A 25,538-nucleotide genomic window follows, 5' to 3' on the forward strand; every position below is an offset into this window, starting at 1 on the left:
CCTTCGGGCGTTCGGCGTGGCAGCCCTGGTCGCGCCGCGAGCGGGCCGTGGTCGGCCCGGGGCGACAATGGCCCCATGTCCGACGCATTCACGACCCGAGTCCTGAACATCACCTCCGGCTCCGACGAGCAAGTGGTCGACCTCACCCGCGATTGCGAGTCCTTCCTGCGGGAGGCCGCCCGGGGCCGCGACGGCCTGCTCAACATCTTCGTGCCGCACGCCACGGCCGGCATCGCCGTGATCGAAACGGGCGCAGGCAGCGACGACGACCTCCTCTCGACCCTGCACACGCTGCTCCCGGCGGACGACCGCTGGCAGCACCGCCACGGCAGCCCCGGCCACGGCCGCGATCACGTACTCCCGGCGTTGGTGCCGCCACATGCGACGCTGCCGGTGGTCGGGGGAGCGCTGGAGCTGGGGACGTGGCAGTCGGTGTGTCTGGTCGACACGAATCGTGACAACCCGCAGCGGAAGGTTCGGCTGTCGTTCCTTGCCTGAGGGGGTGACGGTGCCGAGCGAAGTCCGGAGCCCGCTTCAGTGCGGCGCTCGTCGTCAGGACCGTTGCCCGCCCGGTCCGGACGGGGGCCGGTGGGTGTGCAGGGTGAGCCCGGTGATGCGGCCTGACTGGATGGTCGGGGCGTGGTGGACGCCGCCGTTGACTCGTTGTGGACGGCGCTGTTCCATCGTCCGTGATCGCCCAGAACGACACTCTCAGGTCTGCGCCTTCGCCCCGCTTCCGGAAGCGGGCCTCCTGGCAGGCCGGAAGCGGGCCTCCTGGCAGTCCGCGCTGAGGGCCTCGCCGAACGCGGTCAGGTCGAGGTTCCAGCCGTGTGGGTCCCCGGCCGGCGAGTATGGAGAAGAAGGACGTCCGGTAGTCGTCGAAGTTCACCGTGGAGATCCGTCGTTGTCCCGGCCCCGCCTCTGATGCGGGCACGACGAAGACACCCCGGGCGCCGGATCACGCACGAAGCGCCCGCCCCCCTGGTATAGACCACTAACATCGCCCCACTAACTCCGCTTGTCAAGAGCAGAGTTGACTTCCGCTCAAAGGGCTCGTGACGTGCGCATGTCGAGTCGGCGGAGTCGATGTTACGGGTGAGTCCGGTGTTGACAGCCTCAGTTGGTCTAGTCCAAATTGAGGGGGCGCCGATCACCGACGGACGGGTTCGACACTCCGTCACGATCGCCCTGCGCCGCCGCCTTCGCGAGCTCTCCGAGGCGACGGCCACCGGTCGCCCTGCCCGCGACAGCGCCCCACCTGTGCCACCTCATCTGCACCGCCCCGCCTACGCCACCCCACCTGACACCGCCAGTTCGCCACCCCGGCACCCCGTCGCGTCGCTCAGACCTCACCAGCCTCAGAACCGCACTTCAGTACCTCCAGTACCTGTCGGCCTCGCGGTCGGCGCGGTTGCACCGAAGGATCGAGCCTTGGAACACCCCGTGTCACCCACCGCCCCCGCCCCCTACCTCCACCGCGCCCCCGGCGAGGTCCCGTACCTCAGTGCGGACGGCGAGACCTATCTGGCTCAGACGCAGCTGCGCCATCTGGACAAGAGCCGGCCGCTCCGCGTGCTCTCGCCGGAGGACTTCGCCTTCTGGCAGACGTACGGCTACGTCGTGGTGAAGCAGGCGATACCGCGCTCCGCCGCTCGCGAACTCCTCGACTTCACCGCCGAGTTCCAGGGCATCGATCTCGACCGCCCCGAAACCTGGTACCAGGAACGGAAGTTCCGCACGGACCTCGACCGGGACCTGTACGTCTACGGCTTCGTGGAGGCGTACCACCATCAACTGCTGTGGGACAGCCGCCAGGCCCAGCGCGTGTACGACGCGTTCGTCGACGTATGGGACTGCGAGGAGCTGTGGGTCACTCTCGACCGGCTCAACCTCAACCCGCCCAACGTCAAGAACCGCTCCCGTGAGCTGATCGCGCCCACGGAGGAGGGGTTCGACATCGAGCTCCACTGGGACGTCGACACCACGTCCAGCGTCCTGCCGCAGCGCGTCCAGGGGATCATCGCGCTGAACGACACCAGCCCCGAGACCGGCGGTTTCCAGTGCTGTCCCGAGCTGTTCCGGCGCTTCGATCGATGGGCCGCCCTGCAGCCGGACGGACGGGACCCGATCCGTCCGCGCATCGACCGCGATGAAATGCCGGTCGTGCGACCCGAGTTGGAGGCCGGTGACCTGTTGATATTCAACGGGATGCTGGCGCACGGCGTGGCGCCCAACTCCTCCGAGTCCGCCGTCCGGGCCGTCCAGTACCTGTCGATGATGCCGGCCCTGGAATCGCACGAGACGCTGCGTCGCTCCCGCGTCGACTCCTGGCGCACCCTCAGTACCCCGGACTGGAACCCGACCCTCCTCGGTGACGCGGACCGGCCCGAAGCGCTCCGGTACGGCACGGCCGACCTCACCGGCCTGGGCGCCAGGCTGCTCGGTCTTGAGTCCTGGAACGAGCGGCAGGCCGGCGCGGTCGCGGAGGAGGCGGCATGCGCCGTATCTGTCTGACGCTGCCGACCAACAGGCCCTGCGCGGAGGCGCTTTCGGCCCTCGGTGAGGAGGCGGTGTACGCCGCCGAGACCTTCGACGTCGAGGTGCGGCTGCTGATCCTCGACTCCGCCGACGCGGCCGCGCGCGAGCAGCATCGTGCCGTCGTGCGGAGCCTGCCCGACGACCCGCGGATCGTCGTCCACCACCTCGACGAGGCGGAGCAGCGCGACTTCCTGCGCCGGACGATCGCCCTGGCCGACACCCCCAAGCCCGATCTCCTGCTCGACCTGATGCTCCCGGACCGCGTCTCCTACGGGGCCTGCACCAACCGGGCTTTCCTGATCGCCGCCGCACTCGGCTGCGACTCCGTGCACCGCAGGGACTCGGACAGCCGCTACCAGAGCGTCGGCGCTCGTCCCGTCTTCCCCGTCCATCACGAACTGCGCACCCTCGGCCGGCGGGCCGCCGACGCCGAGGCCGCGGTCGACGAGACGGCCCTGGCCGACGCGCACCGGGACAGGCGTGTCGCGATGGTCGGCGCGTCCTTCGTGGGTGAACTCTCCGTCGACATAGCCGAGATCAGGGATGTCGACGCCGATGTCTACGCCGACATCGTCGGCTTGTGGGCCCCCGGGCACTGGTCGGACACGCAGCGAAAGGAACTCGCCGCCGAGTCGTTCCGCGGCGCCGGGGCCGAGCCTTTCACCCACGACCGGTCGCTGCTCACCCTCGTCGACCCGATGCGTGTCGACATGTGCAACATCGCCTTCCACGGCGTGCAGGAACACGTGCCGCTGCCGCCCGCCACCGACACCATCGGCAGCGACTACTTCCTCATCCACCTCGTCCACGACGCCGCGCTGCCGGGTGTGCTGCACAACCGCGACATCGTCAATTTCTATACCGGTGAACGCAGGACGCACGCGGGCTTCCTCGCGTACCAGATGCGCTTCGCCAAGTTCCTGCTGTCGATGCTGTATCTGCACCACGTCTACGAGCGGATGGCCGAAGCGGGCGAAGCGCTCCTGGACGGTCAGGGGCAGGTGCGTGCCGAGCTCGTCGCCGAGCTCGTGCGCGAGAGCACCGGACTCGACCGGGCGGAGAACGTGCGACGGCTCGACGTCCTGGACGCCGCGTACCGTCAACTGGGCGGCAAGTACGCGGAGGTGGCCGACCACCTCGTCGTACGACGTGAGCGGCTCCTCGACGAGGCGCGCCGCGACATGGAGGACTTCGCCCTGCTGACGGAGACCTGGGAGACGCTGATCCGCGCGGCCCGGGCCACTCCCGTGCTCGCACGGATCACGGAGCCGGTCCGATGACGGCGGCCACCGCACTCCACGGCGCGCTCGCCGCCGCCGCGGAGGACCGGCTCGTGTACGACCTCGACGGGATCGGCGACCGCTGCGACGAGCTCCAGCGCGAACTCCCCGGCGTGCGCGTCCGGTTCGCCCTGAAGGCCTGTCCGGTGGACGAGGTCGTCGGGTACCTCGCGGGCCGCGGGATCGGGGTCGACGCGGCCGGCCCCCAAGAGGTCGCACAGGCGCTCGGGGCCGGTGTCCCGATCGAGCGGATCCACTACGGCAGCACCGTGAAGTCCGACCGGAACATCGAGCACGCCCACCGCCTCGGCATCCGGGACTACGCCACCGACAGCGTCGAGGACGTCCGGGCCGTCGCGGCGCACGCGCCCGGGGCCCGCGTCTTCTGTCGGCTCGCGACCACGGGCGACGGAGCGCTGTGGGGCCTGAGCGAGAAGTTCGGGTGCACCCCGGACGACGCGGTGCACGTCATGGTCGCAGCAGCCGAGCTGGGCCTCGTCCCGGCCGGCCTGTCCGTGCACGTGGGCTCGCAGCAGATGACGGCCGACGCCTGGCAGGACGCGTTCGCGGACCTCGCCGAAACCCTGACGGCCCTGAGCCGGCGCGGCCTGGTCCTCGACCACGTCAACCTCGGTGGCGGCCTGCCCGCACGCGGTTACGCCGACCGGCACGGCACGCTCCTCGACCCACCGCTCGACAAGATCTTCGCCGTGCTCCGCGAGGGCATGCAGCACCTGAGGGACCTCCACGAAGGCCCCCTCGACTTCGTCGTGGAACCGGGCCGCCACCTCGTCGCCGACCACGGCGCCGTCCGCGCCGAAGTCGTGCGCCTGACCCGGCGCAGCGGCCCCGACGGCGAACAGCGGAACTGGCTGTATCTGAGTGTCGGACGGTTCAACGGCCTGTACGAGACGGACGCCCTGCAGTACCCGCTGGTCTTCCCTGACCACCCCGCCCACCCCGGCACCGAGCACGTCCTCGCGCGTGTCGCGGGCCCCACCTGCGACAGCGACGACGCCTTTCCCGGCCTGGTCCGGGTGCCGAAGGACCTCAGGTCGGGCGACCCCGTCTGGGTGCTGTCCAGCGGTGCCTACGCGGCCAGTTACATGACGCGCGGATTCAACGGCTTCGCCCCGCTCCCGCACACCTGCGTCGGCGGCCGCCCATGAACGACGCCGTGCGCGTCCGCGCCATCGCCGAACTCGACTGGACCGCCATCACCGCCCTGGAGTCCCGCGCGTACTCCCGGCTCGGCCTGTCGGAGGGGCAGGCCGCGCTGCGCGCCCGCCGTGACACCTCGCCCGACACCTGCTTCGCCCTGCACGTCGAGGGTCAACTCGCGGGCTACGTACTGGCGTTGCCCTACCCGCACGGTGCCTATCCGGACCTGCGGCGCGTCCGGCGGGCCGTAGCGCCGACGCGCAATCTGCACCTCCACGACCTCGTGATCGCACCGGAGCTGCGCCGCAGAGGTCTCGCCCGTCACCTTCTGGACCATCTCTGCGCGGCCGCGCGCGCAAGCGCGTACGACCGTCTCTCGCTGGTCTCCGTCGGTGGCGCGGAGGCGTTCTGGTCGGCGCGCGGCTTCAGCCCGCATCCCGGGGTGCTGACCCCGGGCGAGTACGGCGCGAACGCCGTCTACATGTCCCTGCCCCTTGAAGTGAGTGGTGTGCGTGTCCCCTGTCTCTGACGACCCTGATGTCTCCGATGACGCTGATGTATCTGCCGGCGCCTCGGGTGCTTCCGGTGATGCGGGCGCCTTCCGCCGCCATCAGTGGGCGATCGCCGCACTGTTCTGCTCCCTCGGCTTCCAGTACGCCACCTGGGCCTCGCGCATCCCCGCACTCAAGGATGAGCTCGGCCTCACCGCGGCCGAGGTGGGCGTCCTGCTGATGGCCGCGGGGATCGGCGCGGTCATCTCGTTCCCGCTGGTCAATCCGCTCATGACGCGGCTCGGCTCGCGGCGGCTCGCCCTGCTGTCGGCGCTCGGGCTGACTCTGCTGCTCTTCGCGCTGGCCGTGGCACCGAACTACCCGGTCGCGCTCCTCGTCCTGGGCGTCGACGGCGTCCTCGTCGGCTGCCTGAACGTCGCCATGAACGCGCAGGGCGCTGCCCTGGAGGCAAGGTTCGAGCGCACCACCATGGCCCGCCTGCATGCCACGTTCAGCGGCGGCTCCCTGCTCGCGGCCCTGCTCGCCTCCCGTATGAACGCGATGACGTCGTCGGTCCCCGCGCACTTCGCCGTCGCCGCCGTCTTCCTCCTGCTGCTCGGCGTGTACGCCAGGACCGGGCTGCTCACCGACGACGAATCCGCACAGGAATCCGCGCAGGAATCCGCGCAGAACGCCACAGAGAAGCAGGAGGAGCAGGAGAAGCAGGAGAAGAAGAAGCGGTGGGCCATGCCCTCCGGTGTGGTGCTGTGGATGTGCGTCGCCATGGCGTTCGGCACGGTCACCGAAGGCGCCATGAACGACTGGTCGACGCTCTACATGCAGGAAGTCGCCGACGCCTCCCACCAGTTGGCGCCGCTCGGCATCGCGGTGATCTCCGCGATGATGGTGCTCGCCCGGATCTTCGCCGACGGCTGGCGCGGCCGCTTCGGGGACGGCCGGGTCGTCGTCATCGGCAGCGCGCTGGCCACCGCGGGCCTGGCGTTCGCCCTGCTCGGCGGTGGCGTCGTGACAGCCCTGACCGGCTTCGCCTGCGTGGGCCTCGGTATCGCGGCCGTCACCCCGTGTGTCTACGTCGCCGCGGCCCGGCAGGGCTCCGACGCGCTGGCCCTGGTGGCGGCCATGGGCACGACGGGCCTGCTCGCGGGACCGCCCCTCATCGGCTTCGTCGCGAACGCGAGCAGCCTGGTGTGGGGTCTCGGCGTCGTCGCGGGGGCAGCGGCGGTCGTCTGCCTGTGCGGTACGCGGATCCGGTGGCAGGACGCTCCCCGGGAGAGCACGGTGGTGCCGCAGGCCGAGGCCGTGCCGGGCAGCGGTACCGGGTGACGCGGGCTGCCGCTACTCCGCGGGCGGCCGGCGGCCGGATGTCGTCGGCCCGGTCTGCGTGACCGTAGTGACCGTACGGACGGCAGCGCCTGCCGCCCGCTGCCGCGGTACGGCGAGCTGTCGCGCGAGTTCCGTGCGGACCGCGTCCGGGAGTTCGCCGGAGCGCGCGTACTCGACGAGGTGCCGCGCGACCTGCGGCAGGGTGAGACCGGCGCGGGCGGACATCTCCCGCAGGGCGTCCCGCGCCTCGGCCGGGGTGATCCGTCCCAGCGCGAGGAGCACGCCGACGGCCTGGTCCACGACGGCGCGCCGGTGCACCACCTCGCGGAGCCGGGCGACCTGCGCTTCGAGGTCCGCCCTGTCCCGGGCCACAGGCGCGTTGTTCTCCGGCGCACCGTGGTCCAGGAATGGGTCATGCGACGTCAAGGAGTAACCCTCCGGGGACTGGGGAGCGGGTACGGGCGGGGCGCGGCGCGGTTCAGCGACCGGCCAGGGCGCGGCGGGGCGAGTACCCGTAGGACGCTCGGTAGAGGGACGCGAACCGGCCGGGGTGGTAGAAACCCCAGCCGGCGGCGATCGCCGTGACCGTGGCGCCGCGGGACGGGTCTGCGGCCAGCAGGTCCTGGTGCGCCAGCGAGAGCCGGATCCGGCGCAGATGCGCGAGCGGCGTCGTGGACAGGCGACGGCGGAACGCGTACTGCAGGGCGCGGACCGTGATGTGCGCCGCGGCCGCGATCTCGGCCACGGTGAGCGGCTCGTGGGCGTGCTCCTCCATGAAGGTGAGCGCGCGGCGCAGGGACGACGGGTGCGCGTCGTTGCGGTCGCTCGCGGTCGGCTCGGTGAGCGCGGTGTGGGGGAACGCGGCGAGGACGGCGGCGGCCAGGTGCTGGGCCGCGGTGGCGGCGACCAGCGGCTCGGCCGCCACGTCCGGATCATTCAGCACCTGATCGCGTACGTGGATGATCGCGCGCCTGAGGTACTGGGCGGCCGGCGCCGAGGTGGGCCGGTGTCCGGTGAGGCGGACAGGGCCGGGCTTCGCCGTGGGATCGATGGCGGCGACCTGGTTCAGCAGCGCCGGGTCGAGCATCGTGATGTTGTAGCGGGCGCCGCAGATGCGGCCCTGGTAGGGCAGTTCGGGCGGGGCGAAGGACACCACGTCGCCGGGGCCGAACGTGTCCTCGACCCCGGCGTACCCGTGGTCCCGGATCGTGCCGTCGTGCACGATGCACAGGCAGATCTTGCCGAGGGGCGTGACCGCATAGCTCATGTCGAAGTCGAGGTCGAGCTCGTCGATGCTCACCCCGGTCATGGCGTCGCGCCGGATCTGCGCCCGGCTGGAGTCCGCCGTGCCGTTGCCGATGCGCATCCGCGCGTAGGCCTGGCTGAGGAAGTCCTCGGTCTCCGCGATGTCGCTGCTGTCGAAGTGCAAGGTCTGCATGCCGCCTCCACCCCGTGTGTTTCCTGTCCGCGCCCCGACGCGCTCCCCGACAAGGAGGGTACGGCTCCGGGACGGCGCACTGCCACGTCGGCCAGGGAGTTCGACCTGGACGAGTTCGTTTTGTGGACAGATCCCGGCCGGATGTTCGCTCATGGTGTCGCGGCCGCGTCGTCCGGACCGGGATGGTCGGCAGATACGTCGGAAATATGGAGAGGTGGGGGGTCGCGGGTGGAGGCAGAGGAGACGACCGACCACATCTCCGTGCTGCAGGCGGAGGTACGGCAATTGCACCAGGCCATCGCCTCGCACATCGTCGTCGACCAGGCGATCGGGGTCGTCATCGTGCTCGGCCGCCTCGCGCCGGAGCAGGGCTGGGACGTCCTCAAGGAGGTCTCGCAGCACACCAACACCAAGCTCCGGGAGGTCGCGGAGCAGGTCGTGGAGTGGATGAGCGGCAAGGAGCTGCCCGCGAGCACCCGGAGCGCGCTGGACGCGGCGCTCGAGCGGGCAAGCTAGTCGGCCGCCTTCAGCCCGGCCCAGCTCAGCCCGGCCCAGCTCAGCCCGGCCCGGCTCAGTTCAGTTGCAGTCGCATCAGCGTCAGATCGAGCCAGCGCCCGAACTTCGTGCCGACCTCGCGCACCGTGCCCGCGTGCTCGAACCCGTGGCGCTCGTGGAGCCGGACCGATGCCGTGTTGCCCGCCTCGATCCCGGCGATCATGACGTGCAGGTCCGCCGCGCGGGCGGACGTGACGAGCGTGCCGAGCAAGGTGGAACCGATGCCCTTGCCGTGGTGGCCGTCCGCCACGTACACCGAGTTCTCGACCGTGTGCCGGAACCCCGAGTAGTCCTTCCAGGGGCCGTAGACCCCGAACCCCACGACTGCACCGCCCGCGCCGCCGCATTCGGCCACGTAGGCGGAGCCGCGCTCCAGGTGCGCGCCGAGCCAGGCTGCGCCCTCGGCACGCGACTGCGGTGTGTCCGTCCACAGCGCCGTCCCGTGTTCGATGGCGTGGTTGCGGATGGCGAGGACCGCGTCGAGGTCCTCGGAAAGTGCCGGGCGGACGGTCACCGCCCGCATCCCCGTCTCGTATGGTGGATTCATGTCCAACATCGTAGACCCCCTGGTCGAGCGGATCGGTGCGCGCATCAGGGCCGAGCGGGACCGGCGCCGCTGGACGCTGTCGGAGCTGGCCGCCGCGTCCGGGGTCTCGCGCGCGATGATCAACCGGATCGAGCGGGGCGAGAGCAATCCGACGGCGGTGGTCCTCGGCAAGCTGTCGGCGGCGTTCCAGTTGAGCATCGCCACGCTGCTCGACCCGGAGGCGGGCGAGGACCGGGTGCGGCGCGGCGACACGGCACCGCGCTGGCTCGACCCCGGGACCGGGTACGCGCGGCGACAGCTCTCGGGCCCCGGCTTCCCGGCCGACCTGGCCGAGATCCGGCTGCCCGCCGGGGCCCGCGTCCCGTACCCGGCCGCCGCGTTCGCCTTCCACCGGCAGATCATCTGGGTCATCGACGGCCGGCTCACCTTCCACGAAGGGGAGACGGTGCACGAACTGGACGTGGGGGACACCGTCGAACTGGGGCGGCCCGCGCCGTGCGTCTTCGTCAACTCCACGGACCAGGAGTGCCGTTACGCCGTCGTCCTGGTCCGCGGCGAGGCACCGTGAGCGGCATACGCGAGGGAGCGGGGGGCCTGCGCCGGGGCGGCGTCGGGCTGCTCGCCTGCACGGCCGGGATCGCCCTCGCCAACAATTACGCCGTCCAGCCCGCGCTCGGCGACGTCGCCCACGACACCGGCACCTCCGCGGCCGCCGTCGGCCTCGTCACGACCGCCGCGCTCGCCGGCTGCATCGCGGGCTTCGCCTTCCTGCTGCCCCTCGCCGACCGCGCGGCGCCCCGCCGTCTCGTCACGGGCCAGCTCGTCCTGCTCGCCACCGGCCTGCTGCTCGCGGCACTCGCGGGCGGACTCGGCCTGCTGCTCGTCGCGTACGTGATCATCGGTGCGGGCGCGAGCATCAGCGCGGCGGCCTCGACGATCGCCGGGCGCGGTGTGCCCACGGGGCGGCGCGGGGCCGCCGTCTCGCTCGTCGCCGCCGGGATGTCCGCCGGGATCCTGCTCAGCCGCCTCGTCGGCGGAGTCCTCTCCGAGGCGCTCGGCTGGCGCGGCATGCTGCTCTCCTTCGCCGGGCTCGTCCTGCTCTGCGCCGCCGGGGCCCGGCTGTGGCTGCCGGCCGAGCGGCCCGCGCCGACGGGAAGCTACCTCGCGACGCTGACGGCGCTGCCGGGACTCCTGCGGCGCCACCGGACGCTGCGCCGCGCCGTGCTCACCGGCAGCCTGTGGTACTTCGCGTTCAGCCTCGTCTGGGTCGCCCTCACCGTGCGCCTCGCGCAGCCCCCGTACGGGCTCGACGCCGCCGCCATCGGCCTCTACAGCCTGGCCGGCGCGCTCGGCTTCGCCGTGCTGCCCGTCGCCGGTCGGCTCGGCGACCGGTTCGGGTCGCGCGCGGTGATCTGCGCGAGCATGGCCGCGGCCGCCGCCGGAGCCGTACTGCTCTGCACCGGCCTGGACGTCCCGGCCGTCACCGCGGCGGGCCTCGCCCTCGTCGACGCGGGCTGCTTCACCGCCCAGGCCGCCAACCAGGCCCGCATCCTCGGCATCGACCCCCGCCGCTCCGGCAGCCTCAGCGGCGTCTACCTGCTGCTCTACTTCCTGGCGGGCGTCATCGGCTCAGCGCTCGCCGCACCCCTCATCGAAACCGGCGGCTGGTCCGCCGCGTCCGGCGCGGTGCTCGGTGCCCTGATACTCGCCGGGCTGCTGGCGCTGCGCCGCGACACCGGCGACACAGCGAAACGGCCGGGACGCGAACGCCCCGGCCGCCCCTCTCGTACAGGCTCTTAGTCCTCGGACCGCTGCGCCCGCTTCTCCGCCTGCTCGGCGTGCAGCTTCTTCACGCGGACGTTCTCCTTGCGGACGTCCGACTGCGTGGACCGCTCCCTGCGCAGCCACCCGGGGTCCTCGTCCTTGAGGGCGTCGATCTGCTCGGTGGTGAGCGGCTCGGTGACGCCGCCGCGGGCCAGGCCCGCGATGGAGATGCCCAGCTTCTCGGCGACGACCGGACGTGGGTGCGGGCCGCTCGCGCGCAGGTCGAGCAGCCACTGCGGCGGGTCGGCCTGCAGCGCGCTCAGCTCACTGCGGGAGACGACGCCCTCACGGAACTCTGCGGGCGTGGCCTCGAGGTACACGCCCAGCTTCTTCGCCGCCGTGGCGGGCTTCATGGTCTGGGCGCTCTGATGCGAACTCATGAGGTCAAGGGTATCGAGCGCGCAGGACGCGTCCGACCACGCCCGACCACGGCGGGTAGCCTTACGGCGTGACAGGCACGGAAAAGACCCCCACGGCGACCCCTTCGTTCCGGCTCGCGTACGTTCCCGGAGCGACCCCCGCCAAATGGGTGCGGATCTGGAACGAGCGGCTGCCCGACTCCCCGCTCGCCCTCGTCCCGGTCGCCGCCGACGAGGCGTCGGACGTCCTGCGGCGCGGTGACGCCGACGCGGGCCTGGTGCGGCTGCCTGTGGACCGTACGTTCTTCAGCGCGATCCCCCTCTACACCGAGACGACGGTCGTGCTGGTCCCCAAGGACCACGTCGTGGCCGCGGTGGAGGAGATCACCCTGGCCGATCTCGCCGACGAGATCGTGCAGCACCCCCTCGACGACGTCATGGACTGGGAGCGGCCGCCGGGGCAGCCCGCCGTCGAGCGCCCCGCCACCACCGCGGACGCCGTCGAACTGGTCGCCGCGGGCGTGGGCCTGCTCGTCGTGCCGCAGTCGCTGGCCCGGCTGCACCACCGCCGTGACCTCACCTACCGGACGATCACGGACGCGCCCGGCTCGGACGTCGCGCTCGCCTGGCCCGAGGAGCGGACCACCGACCAGGTCGAGGACCTCATCGGGATCGTGCGCGGCCGGACGGTGAACAGCTCACGGGGCCGTGCCCAGGCGCCGGCCCCGCAGGAGAAGAAGCAGGAGAAGAAGAAGCCCGCTGCGTCGGGGGCCAAGAAGGCGCCCGCACGCGGCGCGGGCCGCCCCAAGCCCGGCACCAAGCAGGGCGGCAAGCCGCAGAGCGGCAAGCGCGGGAAGCCGCGTAAGCGGTCGTAGCGTCCGGCCCGCTACTCGTCCGCCGCGGGCCCGGGTGCCCCGGCCCGCAATCCGTCCATCACCAGGTCCAGCAGGCGCCCCGCGCGGGACTGCCAGTCGCTGTGCGGGTCGACCAGCCACAGGCCCGCGATCGCCAGCATGAAGTCGTCCGGGGTGACACCGGGCCGGATCGTGCCCGCCCGGGTGTTCGCCGCGAGCAGCAGAGTGATCGCCTCGGTCAGCGGGCCGTGCGCCAGACTCTTCATGGTGCCGCGGGCCGTCGTCGCCTCGCGCAGCGCGTCCGCGAGCCCCGCCTTGGCCATGGCGTACTGGGCGAGCCGGTCCATCCACTCGCGCAGCGCCACTTCTGGCGGCCGGGTGCACAGCAGCTGGGCCGCTGTCTCGGCGACTTGCTGCACCTCGTACCGGTACACCTCGAGGACGAGCGCCTCCCGGCTCGGGAAGTTGCGGTAGAACGTGCCCTGTCCGACGCAGGCCTTCCGCGCGATCACGCTCAGCGGCGCGTCGGCCGAGCGCGTCAGTTCGGCCAGGGCCACCTCGAGGATGCGCTCGCGGTTGCGCTGCGCGTCCGAGCGCAGTGCCGCCTGCTTCTTCGGATGCTGCACGCCTCCTCCTTCGGGCCGTGGCGCGGAAAGGTCCTTGCGATACGGACAACTGTCCACTACGTTCGTGACCACAGAGTGGACAGATGTCCGCTTCGTCGTCGACCCCACCATAGCGGCGACCGCGGTCACTTACGTCGCCGCTGCCGCCCTCCTCCCCCGTACAGCGCTGATTCTCCTCGCACCGGATACGCGAAAGAAGGCTGCTCATGGCACCAGCGGGCATCTCCACGTCCAGCTCGATCACCTTGCACGTCAATGGAGAGAAGTACTCGCTGCCCGTCGACCACCGCACCACCCTGCTCGACGCGCTGCGTGAGCGGCTCGACCTGACCGGCACGAAGAAGGGCTGCGACCAGGGGCAGTGCGGTGCCTGCACCGTACTCGTCGACGGGCGCCGGGCCGTGTCGTGCCTGCAACTCGCGGTCGCCGCGGAGGGGCGCGAGATCACCACCATCGAAGGCGTCGCGGACGGCGACGAACTGCACCCGGTGCAGCAGGCGTTCGTCGAGCTCGACGGGTTCCAGTGCGGCTACTGCACTCCCGGCCAGATCTGTTCGGCCCTCGGTGTCATCGAGGAGCACGCGGCCGGCTGGCCGAGCGCCGCGACCGAGGACGTGCGGCCGGACGCCGGACCGCCACCCCTGACACCGGAGGAGATCAGGGAGCGGATGAGCGGGAACCTGTGCCGCTGCGGGGCGTACGTGTCGATCGTCAAGGCTGTCGCCCAGGCCGCCGAGAGCGCGAAGGAGACGGTGGCGTGAAGGAGTTCGGATACGAGCGGGCGTTGGACGTGCCGGGTGCCGTCGCGGTGCTCGGCGCCGACCCCGAGGCGCGTTTCCTCGGCGGCGGCACCAACCTCGTCGACCTGATGAAGGCGGGAGTGGAACGCCCCGCACGCCTGGTCGACGTACGCGAACTGCCCCTGGGGCGCGTCGAGTCGACGTCGGACGGCGGGCTGCGCATCGGGGCCACCGTCACCAACAGCGACCTCGCCGCCCATCCCGACGTGCGGCGCCGCTATCCGGCACTGACCCAGGCCGTGCTCGCCGGGGCGTCCGGTCAGCTGCGCAACATGGCCACGGTCGGCGGCAACCTGCTGCAGCGCACCCGCTGCGGCTACTTCACCGACGTCAGCAAGGCGTGCAACAAGCGGGTGCCCGGCAGCGGCTGCCCCGCGATCACGGGTGAGCACCGCAACCACGCGATCCTCGGCGCGAGCGAGGCGTGCGTGGCCGTGCACCCCTCCGACATGGGCGTGGCGCTCGCCGCCTTCGACGCCGTCGTGCAGTACGAAACCGGCGCCGGAGAAGGCGAGTTGGCGCTCGCCGACTTCTACCTGCCGGTCGGCGACACTCCTCACCTGGAGACCGCGTTGCCGCCCGGCGCGCTCATCACGGGGATCACCCTGCCGCCCGCGCCCGTCGCGGCCCGCTCCCGCTACCGCAAGGTCCGCGAGCGCGCCTCGTACGCCTTCGCCATCGGTTCCGTGGCCGCCGCCCTCGATGTCCAGGACGGTGTCGTACAGGACGTGCGCCTGGCCTTCGGCGCGGTCGCGTCCCGCCCGTGGAGGGCCCGCGCCGCGGAGCGCGTGCTGCTCGGATCGCCCGCGGACGAGGCGTCGTTCGCCGCCGCCGCCGACGCCGAGCTGGCGGCTGCCGAGCCGCTGCCGCGCAACGCGTACAAGGTGCCGCTGCTGCGCAACCTTGTGGTGTCGCAGCTCACCGAACTCACGCAGGAGGCAGCCCGATGACGGCGCAGACGGTGCAGGCTCAGTCCACCACGGCGAAGCCGGATTCGGTCGGTGTCGCGCACACCCGGATCGAGGGTGTCGAGAAGGTCACCGGCGCCGCCCGTTACGCGGGCGAGATCCCTTTCGCCGACCTCGCGTACGGCTGGCTGGTGTTGTCGACCGTGGCGCGCGGTCGCATCGTCGCGATCGACGAGGAGGCGGTCCGCGCCCTGCCCGGCGTCCTGGCCGTCCTGCACCACAAGAACGCGCCGCGGGTGAACGACGACGTCATGGGCGCGCTCGGCCGGCCGGATCCGATCGTCGAGGTCTTCCAGCACGACCGGGTGCCGCACGCGGGCTGGCCGGTCGCCCTGATCGTCGCCGAGACGTCCGAGCAGGCCCGGGAGGCCGCGGAGGCGCTCGTCGTCGAGTATGACGAGGAGCCGCACGACGTCGCCTTCTACGCGGACCGGCCCGGCGTCTACACCCCGGCGGACATGGAGGTCGCCATCGGCGACCTGGATGCCGAACTCGCCGCTTCCGCAGCCGTGTTGGATGCTTCCTACACGACGCCGGAGCAGCATCACGGCGCTATGGAGCCGCACGCGGTGACGGTGTGCTGGGACGGTGGGCGCCTGGAGGTCTTCGACTCGAACCAGGGCAGCAAGTGGATCGCCGACGACCTCGCCAACCTCTTCTCCCTCGACAAGGACGCCGTTCACGTGCGCTCCGAGCACGTCGGTGGCGCCTTCGGCTCCAAGGGGCTGCGGGCGCACCACGTCGCCGCGGTGATGGCCGCGACCGAACTGCAGCGGCCGGTGCGCGTGGTGTTGACGAGGCGTCAGGTGTTCGCGACCACCGGTTACCGCAGCCCCACCGCACAGCGCGTGCGGCTCGGCGCCGACCCGGACGGGCGGCTGCGCGCCTTCGGGCACGACCACCAGAACCTCACGTCGAACCTGCGGGAATTCGTCGAGGGCGGCGCCGGGTTCGGTCGCAGCATGTACGACGCCGACGCGCACCACACCGTCAACCGGGTGGTGCCCGTGGACGTCGCGACGCCCACGTGGATGCGGGCGCCCGGCGAGGCGCCGGGCTCGTTCGCCGTGGAGTCGGCCCTCGACGAACTCGCCGAGCAGCTCGGCATGGACCCGATTGCGCTGCGCGCCCGCAACGAGCCCACGGTCGGCCCGGTGTCCGGGCTGCCGTTCAGCAGCCGCAATCTGCTCGGCTGCTTCGAGGAGGGTGCGCGCCTGTTCGGCTGGGCGGACCGCGACCCGCGCCCGCGTGTGCGCCGCGAAGGCCGCTGGCTGCTCGGCACGGGCACCGCCGCGTCCACGTTCCAGGCGGCCGCCGCCCCCTCCACCGCCTCCGTGACCGCCGAGCCGGACGGCAGCTTCACCGTCCGGATCACCGCGGCCGACGTCGGCACCGGCGCCCGCACGGCCCTCACCCTCATCGCCGCGGAGGCCCTCGACGTGGCGCCCGAGCGGGTACGGGTACGGATCGCCGACAGCGACTTCGGGCCCGCCTGGGTCGCGGGCGGCTCGATGGGCACCAGGTCCTGGGGCTGGGCCGTCATGGCGGCCGCGCGTGACCTGCGGGAACGCCTGCCGTTGGCGCCCGGTGAGATCCCGGAGGGCGGGATCACCGCCCGGACGGACACCGCCGAACTGATCGCCGCTCTCGCGAAGAAGGAGCGGTACGCGTTCGGCGCGCAGTTCGCCGAGGTCGCGGTGGACGTGACCACCGGCGAGGTGCGGGTACGGCGGATGCTGGGTGTCTTCGCGGCGGGCCGGATCATCAACCCGCTCACCGCCCGCAGCCAGTTCACCGGCGGTATGACGTGGGGCATCTCCATGGCGCTGCACGAGGAGGCGGTGCGGGACGAGGCGTCCGGCGGGCACGTCGGCGCCGACTTCGCGGGCTACCACGTCGCCGCCAACGCCGACGTGCCGGAGCTCCAGGCCGAGTGGATCGACGACCCGGACCCCGACGACCCCGTCGGGATCAAGGGCATCGGCGAGATCGGCATCGTCGGCACGGCCGCCGCGATCGCCAACGCGGTGTGGCACGCGACCGGTGTCCGCCACCGCGATCTGCCGATCCGGCCCGACCGGGTCCTCCTCGCCGAGGCGCGCCGGGACGGGCCGGATGCTTGACCTCGCCGCCGAGCTGAGCCAATGGGCCGCGCAGGGCCGGGAGTTCGCTGTCGCCACCGTCGTCTCGGTGAGCGGCAGCGCGCCCCGGCCGCCCGGCGCGGCCCTCGCCGTCGACGCCGCGGGGGAGGTCATCGGCTCCGTCTCCGGCGGCTGTGTCGAAGGCGCGGTCTACGAGCTGTGCGTGGACGCCCTGCGGGACGGGGAAGTACGCCGCGAACAGTTCGGCTACAGCGACGACGACGCGTTCGCCGTGGGGCTGACCTGCGGCGGCGCCGTGGAGGTGCATGTCGTCCCGGTGCGCTCCGGATCCGCGTCCCGCGCGACGGTCGAGGCGGCGCTCGCCGCCGCGGCGCGCGGCGAGGCGGTGGCGCTCGCCCGGGTCCTCGGCGGGCCCGGTGAACTCGCGGGCGGCGGCGGCCTGTTGCTGGTCAGGGCCGACGGCTCGTACGAGAGTGGTCTGGGTTCGGGGGACGATCCCGGGCTCGCCGCGCAGACCCGCGCCCTGCTCGACCTCGGCACCACCGGCGTCTGTGAGGTGCCGGAGAGCTCTGCGCGGTGCGGCGGCGACGTCACCCTGTTCGTCGAGTCGAGCGTGCCGCCCGCCCGGATGATCGTGTTCGGCGCGGTCGACTTCGCGGGCGCGCTGGTCCGGGTGGGCAAGCTGCTCGGCTTCCACGTCACGCTGTGCGACGCGCGGGGCGTGTTCGCGACGCGGACCCGGTTCCCCGAGGCGGACGAGGTGGTCGTGGAGTGGCCCGACCGCTACCTCCGTTCCACGGCCACGGACGAGCGGACGGTGCTGTGTGTCCTCACGCACGACGCCAAGTTCGACGTGCCCCTGCTGGAAGTGGCCCTTCGGCTGCCCGCCGCGTACGTCGGCGCGATGGGCTCGCGCCGCACGCACGAGGACCGGCTCGACAGGCTCCGGGAGGCCGGCGTGACGGAGCCCGAACTGGCCCGGCTGCGCTCGCCGATCGGCCTCGACCTGGGCGGCCGCACACCGGAGGAGACGGCGATCTCGATCGGCGCGGAGATCGTCGCCGTGCGCCGGGGTGGCAGCGGTGCGCCGCTGGCGGGGGCGCGGGGGCCGATCCACGGCGGCGCTCACAACCGGCCCTAGGGTCGTACGTCATTGATACCGGGCACCGGCACAGGGACCGGGGTACGGCCCTGGCCCGGTTCGCGGGGCGGACATCGGGGCGCACCTCAGGGAGCGGGGGTGCACTCCGTCGTCCTGGGACATGTTCCCCGGGCTGCCCGATCGGATGACGTCGGCGGCCCACCGCGCGGTGGGCCTGGCGGGCCTCGACACTCTCCGTGCCCTGGCCGGGCGCTCCCGCGGACCGCGGCGACGCGGTCGACGGCAGTACGACCCGGGTGAGCCGGCGGCGTGTGAGGTATTAGGCCGATACCTTCACGGGCTCCGGCAGGCGTACATGTTCCCGCGGTCTCCCGTTGAACGCCAGGTTCAGCCCGAACGCCGCCAGCGTCGCGCTCGTCACCGGCGATCCGAGTACGATCCCCACGCCCTCCGGCAAGCGTGTGTACAGGTCGGGGGCGACCTCCGGGGCCATGCCCGCGCCGATCGACACCGCCACGATCAGCAGGTTGTGCGTGCCGTCGAACTCCACCTTGCGCAGGGTGCCGATGCCGACGGCGGCGACCGTCGCGAACATCACCAGCCCCGCGGCCCCGACCACGGGCTGGGGCAGCCCGGCGACCAGCGCGCCCAGTTTGGGGATCAGGCCGAGTACCAGAAGCATGCAGCCGGCGACCGTCGCGACGTGCCGGCTGCGTACCTTCGTCATCGTCACCAGGCCGACGTTCTGCGCGAACACCGTGTCCAGGAAGGCGTTCATGACGCCGCCGAGGACGCCCGACAGGCCGTCCGCAGCCAGGCCCCGCGCCATGTCCGCGGTCGTCAGCTTCTTTCCGGTCAGCTCCGCGACCGCGAGGAGGTCCGCCGTCGACTCGGCGAACAGCACCAGCATCACCACGCACATCGAGAGGACCGCGACCGCGGGAAACCGCGGCGCCCCGAAGTGGAACGGCGCGCTGACCCCGATCCAGTCCGCCGCCCGCGCGGCCGAGAGGTCGACCAGGCCGAGCGGCACCGCGACCGCCGTGCCCGCCAGCAGTCCGAGCAGCACGCCGGTCTGCGCGAGGAAGCCCCGCCCGAAGCGCGCCACCAGCAGAATCACGATCACGACGAACGCGGCGAGCGCGAGCCGCGACGGCGCCGCGTAGTCGGCGGCCTTCGGATCGTTGCCCACCACCAGGTTGACCCCGACCCCGATCAGGGCGAGCCCCACCACCGTGATCACCACGCCGCTCACCAGCGGCGGGAAGAAGCGCACCGCCTTCGCGAACGGATAGGCCACCAGCAGGCCGAAGACACCGGCCGCCAGCATCGACCCGTATACGGCCTGCAGCCCGTACTCCCCGGCGATCAGGATCATCGGCGTCACCGCGGTGAACGCGGCGCCCGCCATCACCGGCATCCGCACCCCCAGGATGCGACCGACCCCGGCGCCCTGGATCACCGTGACGACGCCCGCGACGAGCAGATCGGCGTTGATGAGCACGGCGACCGTCGCGGCGTCGAGACCCGCCGCCGCGCCGAACACCAGCGGCACGGTCACACACCCCGTGTACATCACGAGCACATGCTGCAGACCGAGCACCGCGAGCCGTCCGAACCCCGCGCCCTTCGTGGACGTCGTCACGTCGATCACCCTTCCAGCGTCCGGAGTCAGCGCGCGAAGTTGGCGGCGATGCGCTGCTGGATGTAGTCGGCCGCCGTGATCGGGGGATAGCGGCCCGCGGGGCCCTCGATCACCACGTCACGGTCGGCCTGCGCGAAGAACGCGATGCTGTGCCGGGCCGACCGGTCGTCGTCGGGACCCGGCGACCTGACCCGGTGGAAGTTCGACGGCAGCCGGTCGTCGCTCCACCGCATCAGCATGTCCCCGATGTTGCAGGTGATCACGGAGTCCGCGGGCTCGACCGGCGTCCACTCCTGCGCCTCGGCCTCCTTGCCCGGGCACACCTGCAACCCGCCCTGCCCGTCCCGCTGGAACAGCAGCGTCAGGCAGTCGAAGTCCGTGTGCGCGCCCGCCCGCCAGACGTCCGCCGGGACGACGGCGTCCTCGGGCACGGCGAAGTAGTGCAGCATGCGCAGCGTCGACTGGTACTGCGGGCTCGCCGGATCGTGGGCGCGCGCGAAGAACCCGTCGGGCCGGCCCAGCTTGTCCGCGAAGCACGAAAGCACCCGCATCGCCAGCTCCCGACACCGCGCCTCGAACGCGAGCGACCGCTCCCGGAATCCGGGCAGCGCGTCGTCCGGCCACAGCCCGTCCATGTGCGGCCGGGTCAGCTGGTACGACTCCTTCTGGTCCGGGGTTCCGATCGAAGGACGGACCTGGGTCATCGACTCCCAGCCCGAGTTGAGCCCCTTCTTCAGGCCGTGCCGCGCTTTCGTCTCCTCCGGCAGAGCGAAGAACCGCTCGGCGTCGGCGAACGCCCTGTCCACCAGGGCCTGTTCGATGCCGTGGTGCACGAGCTGGAAGAAGCCGATGTCGGTGGCGGCCGCCCACAGTTCCTCGGTGATCTCGGCCCTGCGGGCGTCGAAGTCGCTGAGGTCGATCCGGCGGATCTCGCGGGCGGAGGTCTCCGTCCCGGCTCCGCCCATCCGGGTCTCCTTGGCCAGCTCGGCCATGCTGTACGTGGTGTCGGTCATCGCGGTGACGCTCCTCGAAGCGATCGTGGGTTACCGGGATGCAGTCACCGCCCCTGCGATCCCCACCGCGGACACACCGAACACTCGGCGTCCCGCGGGCACGGTCGCGACGGGCCCTTCGAGGGTCCGGCGCCGTGGTCTGGCACGGACCCAGGCGTGTGGTGTGCGCGGGGTCCGTACGCGATGCGTTCAGCCTGCCCGGAAGGTGTTTCGGCCGGGCATCACGGTGTTACGCGGCCGTAAAGCCGAGCCCTGCCGCCAACTCCGCCGAGGGGAGCCGGACATGCTCCCCGTAGCGCACCAGCACTTCGCCGCCGACGACGACCGCCGCCACGGTCCGGCTGCTCGCACACGTCAGCAGCGTGGCCCCCGGATCGTGGACGGGAAGGCAGGCGTAGTCCCGTTCGAAGCGGTGCAGGACGAGGTCCGCCTGCATCCCGGGCCGCACTCCGGCCGGGCGCTCCTCCAGGCCGAGGACCCGGTTCGCGCCGTTCGTGGCGAGGGCGAACATCTCCGGGAAGCCGAGGAGGTCCGCCGTGCGGTGCGCCGCCCGTTGCAGATACGCGCCGATGCGCAGCGCCTCCAGCATGTCCTGGGTGTCGTTGCTGGCCGCGCCGTCGACGCCGAGCCCCACCCGCAGCCCGTCGGCCAGCATGTCCGGCACCGGCGCGATCCCGCTGCCGAGCCGCATGTTGCTGAGCGGGTTGTAGGACACGCCGACGCCGTGCCGGGCGAGGGTCGCGCGGCCGGCCGCGTCCAGTTCCACGCAGTGCACCGCGAGCAGCCGGTCCCAGAGGAAACCGGCCCGCTCCAGATAGGCGACGGCGCCCGCTCCGGTGTGTTCCCGGCACATCGCGTCGTCCGTCGTCGTCTCCAGGAGGTGTAGCGAGACGGGCAGCCCGCGCTCGTCGGCGTAGGCGCGTACGGCCGTCATCCCCTCGGGCGTCAGACAGCGCGGGTTGGGCACGGCGACGCCGACCTCGACGCGGCTGCCGCGCGCCGCCGCGATCAGCTCGTCGGTGTGCGCGAGGGCTTCCTTCAGCGGTTGCATCAGGCGCGGGTCGAAGCCCCACTTACGGCCGCGGTCGGCGCGGTCGGCGACGCCCCGGCACAGCACGGCCCGTATGCCGCTGTCGCGCAGCGCGCGCAGGATCGCGTCGTGCACCGCGGGGGAGGGGTGCGGCCACATGTGCTCGACGAGGGTGGTGGTACCGCTGCGCAGTGCTTCGCACGCGGCGGCGGCCGCGGTCGCATAGGCCCGCTCGGGGGTGAGCAGCGCCGCCTCCTCGCCGACGGCGCTGAGCCATGCGAGCAGCGGCAGGCCCTCGCCGATGCCGCGCAGGCCCGCCTGGAAGAGATGGGTGTGCGTATTCACCAGGCCGGGTGTCAGGTGGCCGCGCGATCCGTCCAGCACACGCCGCCCGTGCGGGAGGTGACCCGCCGGGACGACGGCGCTGATCCGGCCGTCGGCCAGGTGGACGTCCGTGCCCGGGTGCCAGCGGCCCTCGCTGTAGACGGTGACGTCGGTGATCGTGTCGATGTCGGGCGTCGTCATCGGGCGGGGTCCTTCCGGGTGCGGGGCGCGTGGTGGAACAGCAGGTTCAGGGCGAAGGCGACGATCCCCGTGACGGCGATGCCGCTGTCCAGGACCGTGCGGAGGGAGGAGGGGAGCGGCGCGTAGAAGTCCGGGGCGCCGACCGGGATCATCCCGAGCCCGAAGGCGAGGGCCGCGGTCAGCAGGGAGCGGGAGTCGGTGAGGTCGGCGCGGGCCAGGATGCGTAGGCCGACCGCGCCGACCATGCCGAACATGACGAGCGAGACCCCGCCGAGGACCGGACCCGGCACGGCGGCGACGGCCGCGCCGAGCACCGGGACGAACGCGAGCACCACCATCAGCAGGCCGGACAGCGCCACGACATGACGGCTGCGCACCCGTGTCACGCTCACCAGGCCCACCGACTGCCCGAACGTCACGACGGGGAAGGAGGCGAACATCCCCGACACCACGGTCGCGATGCCGTCCGCGCGCAGCGCCCGCACGACCGTGGGCGCGTCGTCGCCGCGCCCCACGATCTGCCCGACGGCGAGGGTGTCGCCGACCGACTCGACCATGTTCACGAGCTGCACGACGAGCATCGCCGCGATCGCCGGGACGACAAACGTGGGCGCTCCGAAGGCGGTCGGGTCCGGCGCCGTCACCGCGCGCGCCTCCGCGACGCCCGAACCGTCGAACAGACCGAGCGGCACGGCGAGTACGGTTCCCACGCCCATCGCGACGAGCACCGAGAACCGGGCGAGCGCGGGCGGCGCGAGGCGTTCCACCAGCACGACGAGCAGCACCGTCACCGCGGCCAGGGCGAGGCCCCGGCCGCCGCCGGCCCCGGAGCCGCCGGTGACGAGGCCGGCCGCGGACGGCACCAGCGAGAACCCGATGACGGCGATGACGGTCCCGGTGACCAGCGGCGGAAACAGATGCAGCCACCGGCCGAACCAGGGCGCGACGGCCACGGTGACCAGGCCGGACACGATCGTCGCCCCGAACACGGCGGCGAGCCCGTGCTCCGCGCCGATCAGGACGGCGGGCGTGATGGCGGTGAACGTCGACCCCATCACGATCGGCAGCCGCGCGCCCAGCCACTTCGCACCCAGCGACTGAAGGAGCGTGGCGAGCCCGCTCACCAGCAGATTGGCGCTGATGAGCAGCCGTACGCGGTCCTCGGGCAGATGCAGCGCGGTGCCCACGAGGAGCGGCATCGTCGCCAGGCCCGCGTACGCGACGAGCAGATGCTGCAGGCTCAGCGGCACCAGGCGGCGCAGCGGTGGCCGGGCGTCGACGGGGTGCGGGCCCGGCGCGGGCGCGACGGCAGGGGTGACCACAGCCATCGTTCCTCCCTGAAAGCTAGGTGGAAGACGGCTGGTTAGCGCCGGAGCGGTGAACGCCGCCGCGCACACCGGCCGTTGCAGCCATGACCGGTGTACGGGCGACCGTAGGGACGAGCTGTTTCGCGCGCGTTGCCGCCACGATTCCGCCGCGGAACCCGGTGGAGACGGCGCCTCTCCCTTATTGGTACAGACCTATTGACGAAAGGTCTGGACCTCTCTAGCGTGCGTCGTGTTCACGCCAACCCACCTCGCTTGGCGATCCTGCGGAGGCCCCATGTCCCGTCGCAGTCGTACCTCCCGTCTTCTCGGTGCCGCCCTCGCGGCGGCCGCCGCCCTGTCCACCGTGCTGGTCGCGGCCCCGGCGGCGCCCGCCGCTCCCGACGCCGACACCTGCGCGACCAAGTCGAAACCGGCCGGAAAGGTTCTCCAGGGGTACTGGGAGAACTGGGACGGAGCGTCCAACGGCGTGCATCCGCCCTTCGGCTGGACCCCGATCACCGACCCCGCAATCGCCCAGCACGGGTACAACGTGATCAACGCGGCCTTTCCCGTGATCCGCTCCGACGGCACCGCGCTGTGGGAGAACGGCATGGACGCGAACGTGAAGGTCGCGACCCCGGCCGAGATGTGTCAGGCCAAGAGCGCCGGCCAGACGATCCTCATGTCCATCGGCGGCGCGGCGGCCGGTATCGACCTCAACTCCACCGCTGTCGCCGACCGCTTCGTCGCGACGATCGTCCCGATCCTGAAGAAGTACAACTTCGACGGCATCGACATCGACATCGAGACGGGCCTCACCGGCAGCGGCAACATCGGCCAACTCTCCGCTTCACAAGCCAACTTGATCCGTATCATCGACGGCATCCTCGCCCAGATGCCCACTGGGTTCGGCCTGACGATGGCTCCGGAGACCGCGTACGTCACCGGCGGCAGCGTCACGTACGGATCGATCTGGGGCGCGTATCTGCCCGTCATCAAGAAGTACGCGGACAACGGCCGCCTGTGGTGGCTCAACATGCAGTACTACAACGGCAGCATGTACGGCTGCTCCGGCGATTCCTACGAGGCCGGTACGGTCCAGGGCTTCACCGCTCAGACCGCCTGTCTGAACAAGGGCCTCGTCGTCCAGGGCACCACCATCAAGGTCCCCTACGACAAGCAGGTCCCGGGCCTGCCCTCCCAACCAGGTGCGGGTGGCGGCTACATGACGACCAGTCAGGTCGCGCAGGCATGGAACACGTACAGCGGCGGCCTCAAAGGGCTGATGACCTGGTCGATCAACTGGGACGGGTCGAAGAGCTGGACCTTCGGGAACAACGTGAAGGGCCTCCAGAAGCGCTGACCGCACCGACGGCGCGGCCGCGCCGCGGTCACCGGCCCTCGACCATCGGCCCGCCGTTCCCGGCCGCCGTCGACTGCCGTGCGAGTTCGGCCTGCAGGGCCCGGATGCGGCGCAGGTAGCGGAGATGGGAGGCGACCTTGACGCGCAGCAGCCAGGGGTCGAGAGGCTTGGTGATGATGTCCGTCACGTTCAACTCGTAGGCCTCCACGGCGAATTGGGCGTGCCGGAACAGGCCTGTCAGCAGGAGCACGGGGATGTCGGCGGTCTGGTCGAGGCGGTGCAGGTGCCGGGCCACGTCGAGCCCGGTCATTTCCGGCATGACGACATCCAGGATGATCAGGTCGATCCTGCCGCGCAGCACCGCCTTGAGCGCCTCGTCGCCGCTCTGCGCCCGTGCGGTGGGGCAGCCGAGAGGCGCCAGAGCGCCTTCCAGGGCGAAGAGCGATTCCTCGTGGTTGTCCACGAGAAGAACCGTGAGTTCCGTCGGCATGGCACCGTCCTTGGTGGGCTGCGTCACGGGATCTGCCAGCGTGCAGGGCAGACCGTCGGATGCATGCCGCGGCCGACTCCTTGCTGGTGCTGCGTGGGTTGGCAGGTGGTTGACAGGTACGGGGTGCGGCAAGAGTCTTCCCCCCAACGATGGAGTGTTCCGGCCGTGCCGCACCA

At 71.9% G+C, this 25,538-nt stretch carries 25 protein-coding genes; 15 read left to right on the forward strand and 10 right to left on the reverse strand.

Annotation, left to right across the window (positions count from 1 at the left end):
* Positions 1–75 precede the first annotated feature (75 nt).
* The 6 genes from ACIREE_RS11950 to ACIREE_RS11975 all read left to right on the forward strand — a co-directional run bounded on the left by ACIREE_RS11950 (position 76) and on the right by ACIREE_RS11975 (position 6,814).
* On the forward strand, positions 76–498 hold the full coding sequence (locus ACIREE_RS11950; protein WP_404149923.1) for a YjbQ family protein: 423 nt from the start codon (positions 76–78) through the stop codon (positions 496–498).
* A 933-nt stretch (positions 499–1,431) separates the two neighbouring features.
* The gene (locus tag ACIREE_RS11955) at positions 1,432–2,514 is read left to right on the forward strand and encodes a phytanoyl-CoA dioxygenase family protein (protein WP_404149926.1); all 1,083 of its coding nucleotides are present in this window, start codon (positions 1,432–1,434) and stop codon (positions 2,512–2,514) included.
* Positions 2,496–3,818, forward strand: a complete 1,323-nt coding sequence (locus ACIREE_RS11960) for a DUF6271 family protein (protein ID WP_404149929.1) — start codon at positions 2,496–2,498, stop codon at positions 3,816–3,818. The genes ACIREE_RS11955 and ACIREE_RS11960 overlap by 19 nt, the downstream gene beginning before the upstream one ends.
* Complete coding sequence (locus ACIREE_RS11965; protein WP_404149932.1) at positions 3,815–4,987, forward strand: type III PLP-dependent enzyme; 1,173 nt, start codon at positions 3,815–3,817, stop codon at positions 4,985–4,987. The genes ACIREE_RS11960 and ACIREE_RS11965 overlap by 4 nt, the downstream gene beginning before the upstream one ends.
* Positions 4,984–5,508 (forward strand): GNAT family N-acetyltransferase, encoded by a 525-nt coding sequence (locus tag ACIREE_RS11970; RefSeq protein WP_404149935.1) that lies wholly within the window; start codon positions 4,984–4,986, stop codon positions 5,506–5,508. The genes ACIREE_RS11965 and ACIREE_RS11970 overlap by 4 nt, the downstream gene beginning before the upstream one ends.
* A gap of 91 nt (positions 5,509–5,599) precedes the next feature.
* A complete protein-coding gene (locus ACIREE_RS11975; RefSeq protein WP_404150480.1) occupies positions 5,600–6,814 on the forward strand; it encodes an MFS transporter in 1,215 nt (404 codons plus the stop codon).
* A gap of 12 nt (positions 6,815–6,826) precedes the next feature.
* Here the strand turns inward: ACIREE_RS11975 and ACIREE_RS11980 are convergent, their stop codons facing one another.
* Positions 6,827–7,240 (reverse strand): ANTAR domain-containing protein, encoded by a 414-nt coding sequence (locus tag ACIREE_RS11980; RefSeq protein ID WP_404149938.1) that lies wholly within the window; start codon positions 7,238–7,240, stop codon positions 6,827–6,829.
* A gap of 52 nt (positions 7,241–7,292) precedes the next feature.
* Positions 7,293–8,252, reverse strand: a complete 960-nt coding sequence (locus ACIREE_RS11985; RefSeq protein WP_404149941.1) for a helix-turn-helix transcriptional regulator — start codon at positions 8,250–8,252, stop codon at positions 7,293–7,295.
* A gap of 228 nt (positions 8,253–8,480) precedes the next feature.
* Between ACIREE_RS11985 and ACIREE_RS11990 the strand changes: the two genes are divergently transcribed.
* Positions 8,481–8,768 (forward strand): ANTAR domain-containing protein, encoded by a 288-nt coding sequence (locus tag ACIREE_RS11990; protein WP_404149944.1) that lies wholly within the window; start codon positions 8,481–8,483, stop codon positions 8,766–8,768.
* Between the two features lie 55 nt (positions 8,769–8,823).
* Here the strand turns inward: ACIREE_RS11990 and ACIREE_RS11995 are convergent, their stop codons facing one another.
* Positions 8,824–9,354, reverse strand: a complete 531-nt coding sequence (locus tag ACIREE_RS11995) for a GNAT family N-acetyltransferase (RefSeq protein WP_404149947.1) — start codon at positions 9,352–9,354, stop codon at positions 8,824–8,826.
* Here ACIREE_RS11995 and ACIREE_RS12000 point away from each other — a divergent pair.
* Complete coding sequence (locus tag ACIREE_RS12000) at positions 9,353–9,922, forward strand: helix-turn-helix domain-containing protein (RefSeq protein ID WP_404149950.1); 570 nt, start codon at positions 9,353–9,355, stop codon at positions 9,920–9,922. The genes ACIREE_RS11995 and ACIREE_RS12000 overlap by 2 nt on opposite strands.
* The gene (locus tag ACIREE_RS12005; RefSeq protein WP_404149953.1) at positions 9,919–11,154 is read left to right on the forward strand and encodes an MFS transporter; all 1,236 of its coding nucleotides are present in this window, start codon (positions 9,919–9,921) and stop codon (positions 11,152–11,154) included. Before ACIREE_RS12000 ends, ACIREE_RS12005 begins: the two co-directional genes overlap by 4 nt.
* Here the strand turns inward: ACIREE_RS12005 and ACIREE_RS12010 are convergent.
* The gene (locus ACIREE_RS12010) at positions 11,151–11,558 is read right to left on the reverse strand and encodes a DUF5997 family protein (RefSeq protein WP_404149956.1); all 408 of its coding nucleotides are present in this window, start codon (positions 11,556–11,558) and stop codon (positions 11,151–11,153) included. The genes ACIREE_RS12005 and ACIREE_RS12010 overlap by 4 nt on opposite strands.
* A gap of 68 nt (positions 11,559–11,626) precedes the next feature.
* On the opposite strand from ACIREE_RS12010, the gene ACIREE_RS12015 reads away from it, so the two are divergent.
* Positions 11,627–12,412: a LysR family substrate-binding domain-containing protein gene (locus tag ACIREE_RS12015; protein WP_404149959.1), complete on the forward strand. Its 786-nt coding sequence runs from the start codon at positions 11,627–11,629 to the stop codon at positions 12,410–12,412.
* Positions 12,413–12,423: 11 nt separating this feature from the next.
* Here the strand turns inward: ACIREE_RS12015 and ACIREE_RS12020 are convergent, their stop codons facing one another.
* A complete protein-coding gene (locus ACIREE_RS12020) occupies positions 12,424–13,017 on the reverse strand; it encodes a TetR/AcrR family transcriptional regulator (RefSeq protein WP_404149962.1) in 594 nt (197 codons plus the stop codon).
* Positions 13,018–13,223: 206 nt separating this feature from the next.
* Here ACIREE_RS12020 and ACIREE_RS12025 point away from each other — a divergent pair, with 206 nt between their 5' ends.
* From ACIREE_RS12025 to ACIREE_RS12040, 4 genes are read left to right on the forward strand one after another with little or no spacing between them, the layout of a single operon-like run.
* A complete protein-coding gene (locus ACIREE_RS12025; protein WP_404149965.1) occupies positions 13,224–13,778 on the forward strand; it encodes a (2Fe-2S)-binding protein in 555 nt (184 codons plus the stop codon).
* Positions 13,775–14,767 (forward strand): FAD binding domain-containing protein, encoded by a 993-nt coding sequence (locus tag ACIREE_RS12030; RefSeq protein ID WP_404149968.1) that lies wholly within the window; start codon positions 13,775–13,777, stop codon positions 14,765–14,767. Before ACIREE_RS12025 ends, ACIREE_RS12030 begins: the two co-directional genes overlap by 4 nt.
* Positions 14,764–16,908, forward strand: a complete 2,145-nt coding sequence (locus tag ACIREE_RS12035; RefSeq protein ID WP_404149971.1) for a xanthine dehydrogenase family protein molybdopterin-binding subunit — start codon at positions 14,764–14,766, stop codon at positions 16,906–16,908. Before ACIREE_RS12030 ends, ACIREE_RS12035 begins: the two co-directional genes overlap by 4 nt.
* Positions 16,901–18,028: an XdhC family protein gene (locus tag ACIREE_RS12040; protein ID WP_404149974.1), complete on the forward strand. Its 1,128-nt coding sequence runs from the start codon at positions 16,901–16,903 to the stop codon at positions 18,026–18,028. Before ACIREE_RS12035 ends, ACIREE_RS12040 begins: the two co-directional genes overlap by 8 nt.
* A 280-nt stretch (positions 18,029–18,308) precedes the next feature.
* Here the strand turns inward: ACIREE_RS12040 and ACIREE_RS12045 are convergent, their stop codons facing one another.
* The 4 genes from ACIREE_RS12045 to ACIREE_RS12060 all read right to left on the reverse strand — a co-directional run bounded on the left by ACIREE_RS12045 (position 18,309) and on the right by ACIREE_RS12060 (position 23,530).
* Entirely contained in the window at positions 18,309–19,634 is a 1,326-nt protein-coding gene (locus ACIREE_RS12045; RefSeq protein WP_404149977.1) for a nucleobase:cation symporter-2 family protein, read from the reverse strand.
* A gap of 26 nt (positions 19,635–19,660) precedes the next feature.
* The gene (locus tag ACIREE_RS12050; RefSeq protein WP_404149980.1) at positions 19,661–20,647 is read right to left on the reverse strand and encodes an isopenicillin N synthase family dioxygenase; all 987 of its coding nucleotides are present in this window, start codon (positions 20,645–20,647) and stop codon (positions 19,661–19,663) included.
* Between the two features lie 229 nt (positions 20,648–20,876).
* Entirely contained in the window at positions 20,877–22,202 is a 1,326-nt protein-coding gene (locus ACIREE_RS12055; RefSeq protein WP_404149982.1) for an amidohydrolase family protein, read from the reverse strand.
* Entirely contained in the window at positions 22,199–23,530 is a 1,332-nt protein-coding gene (locus ACIREE_RS12060) for a uracil-xanthine permease family protein (RefSeq protein ID WP_404149985.1), read from the reverse strand. Before ACIREE_RS12060 ends, ACIREE_RS12055 begins: the two co-directional genes overlap by 4 nt.
* 274 nt (positions 23,531–23,804) lie before the next feature.
* Between ACIREE_RS12060 and ACIREE_RS12065 the strand changes: the two genes are divergently transcribed.
* Positions 23,805–24,872 (forward strand): chitinase, encoded by a 1,068-nt coding sequence (locus ACIREE_RS12065; RefSeq protein WP_404149988.1) that lies wholly within the window; start codon positions 23,805–23,807, stop codon positions 24,870–24,872.
* A 28-nt stretch (positions 24,873–24,900) separates the two neighbouring features.
* On the opposite strand, the gene ACIREE_RS12070 is transcribed toward ACIREE_RS12065, so the two are convergent.
* Positions 24,901–25,389, reverse strand: a complete 489-nt coding sequence (locus tag ACIREE_RS12070) for a two-component system response regulator (RefSeq protein WP_404149991.1) — start codon at positions 25,387–25,389, stop codon at positions 24,901–24,903.
* Positions 25,390–25,538: the final 149 nt, after the last annotated feature.

Origin of the sequence: Streptomyces sp. NPDC102467, from assembly GCF_044765445.1 — a bacterium.
Classification (GTDB): Bacteria; Actinomycetota; Actinomycetes; order Streptomycetales; family Streptomycetaceae; genus Streptomyces.

Bases quoted from the DNA above. Each gene is read 5' to 3' on its own strand.
- ACIREE_RS11960 (WP_404149929.1), top strand. From the start codon at position 2,496: ATGCGCCGTATCTGTCTGACGCTGCCGACCAACAGGCCCTGCGCGGAG.
- ACIREE_RS12065 (WP_404149988.1), top strand. From the start codon at position 23,805: ATGTCCCGTCGCAGTCGTACCTCCCGTCTTCTCGGTGCCGCCCTCGCG.
- ACIREE_RS11950 (WP_404149923.1), top strand. From the start codon at position 76: ATGTCCGACGCATTCACGACCCGAGTCCTGAACATCACCTCCGGCTCC.
- ACIREE_RS12040 (WP_404149974.1), top strand. From the start codon at position 16,901: ATGCTTGACCTCGCCGCCGAGCTGAGCCAATGGGCCGCGCAGGGCCGG.
- ACIREE_RS12000 (WP_404149950.1), top strand. From the start codon at position 9,353: ATGTCCAACATCGTAGACCCCCTGGTCGAGCGGATCGGTGCGCGCATC.
- ACIREE_RS12010 (WP_404149956.1), bottom strand. From the start codon at position 11,558: ATGAGTTCGCATCAGAGCGCCCAGACCATGAAGCCCGCCACGGCGGCG.
- ACIREE_RS12060 (WP_404149985.1), bottom strand. From the start codon at position 23,530: ATGGCTGTGGTCACCCCTGCCGTCGCGCCCGCGCCGGGCCCGCACCCC.
- ACIREE_RS12055 (WP_404149982.1), bottom strand. From the start codon at position 22,202: ATGACGACGCCCGACATCGACACGATCACCGACGTCACCGTCTACAGC.
- ACIREE_RS11985 (WP_404149941.1), bottom strand. From the start codon at position 8,252: ATGCAGACCTTGCACTTCGACAGCAGCGACATCGCGGAGACCGAGGAC.
- ACIREE_RS12025 (WP_404149965.1), top strand. From the start codon at position 13,224: ATGGCACCAGCGGGCATCTCCACGTCCAGCTCGATCACCTTGCACGTC.
- ACIREE_RS11995 (WP_404149947.1), bottom strand. From the start codon at position 9,354: ATGAATCCACCATACGAGACGGGGATGCGGGCGGTGACCGTCCGCCCG.
- ACIREE_RS12035 (WP_404149971.1), top strand. From the start codon at position 14,764: ATGACGGCGCAGACGGTGCAGGCTCAGTCCACCACGGCGAAGCCGGAT.
- ACIREE_RS11965 (WP_404149932.1), top strand. From the start codon at position 3,815: ATGACGGCGGCCACCGCACTCCACGGCGCGCTCGCCGCCGCCGCGGAG.
- ACIREE_RS11970 (WP_404149935.1), top strand. From the start codon at position 4,984: ATGAACGACGCCGTGCGCGTCCGCGCCATCGCCGAACTCGACTGGACC.
- ACIREE_RS12050 (WP_404149980.1), bottom strand. From the start codon at position 20,647: ATGACCGACACCACGTACAGCATGGCCGAGCTGGCCAAGGAGACCCGG.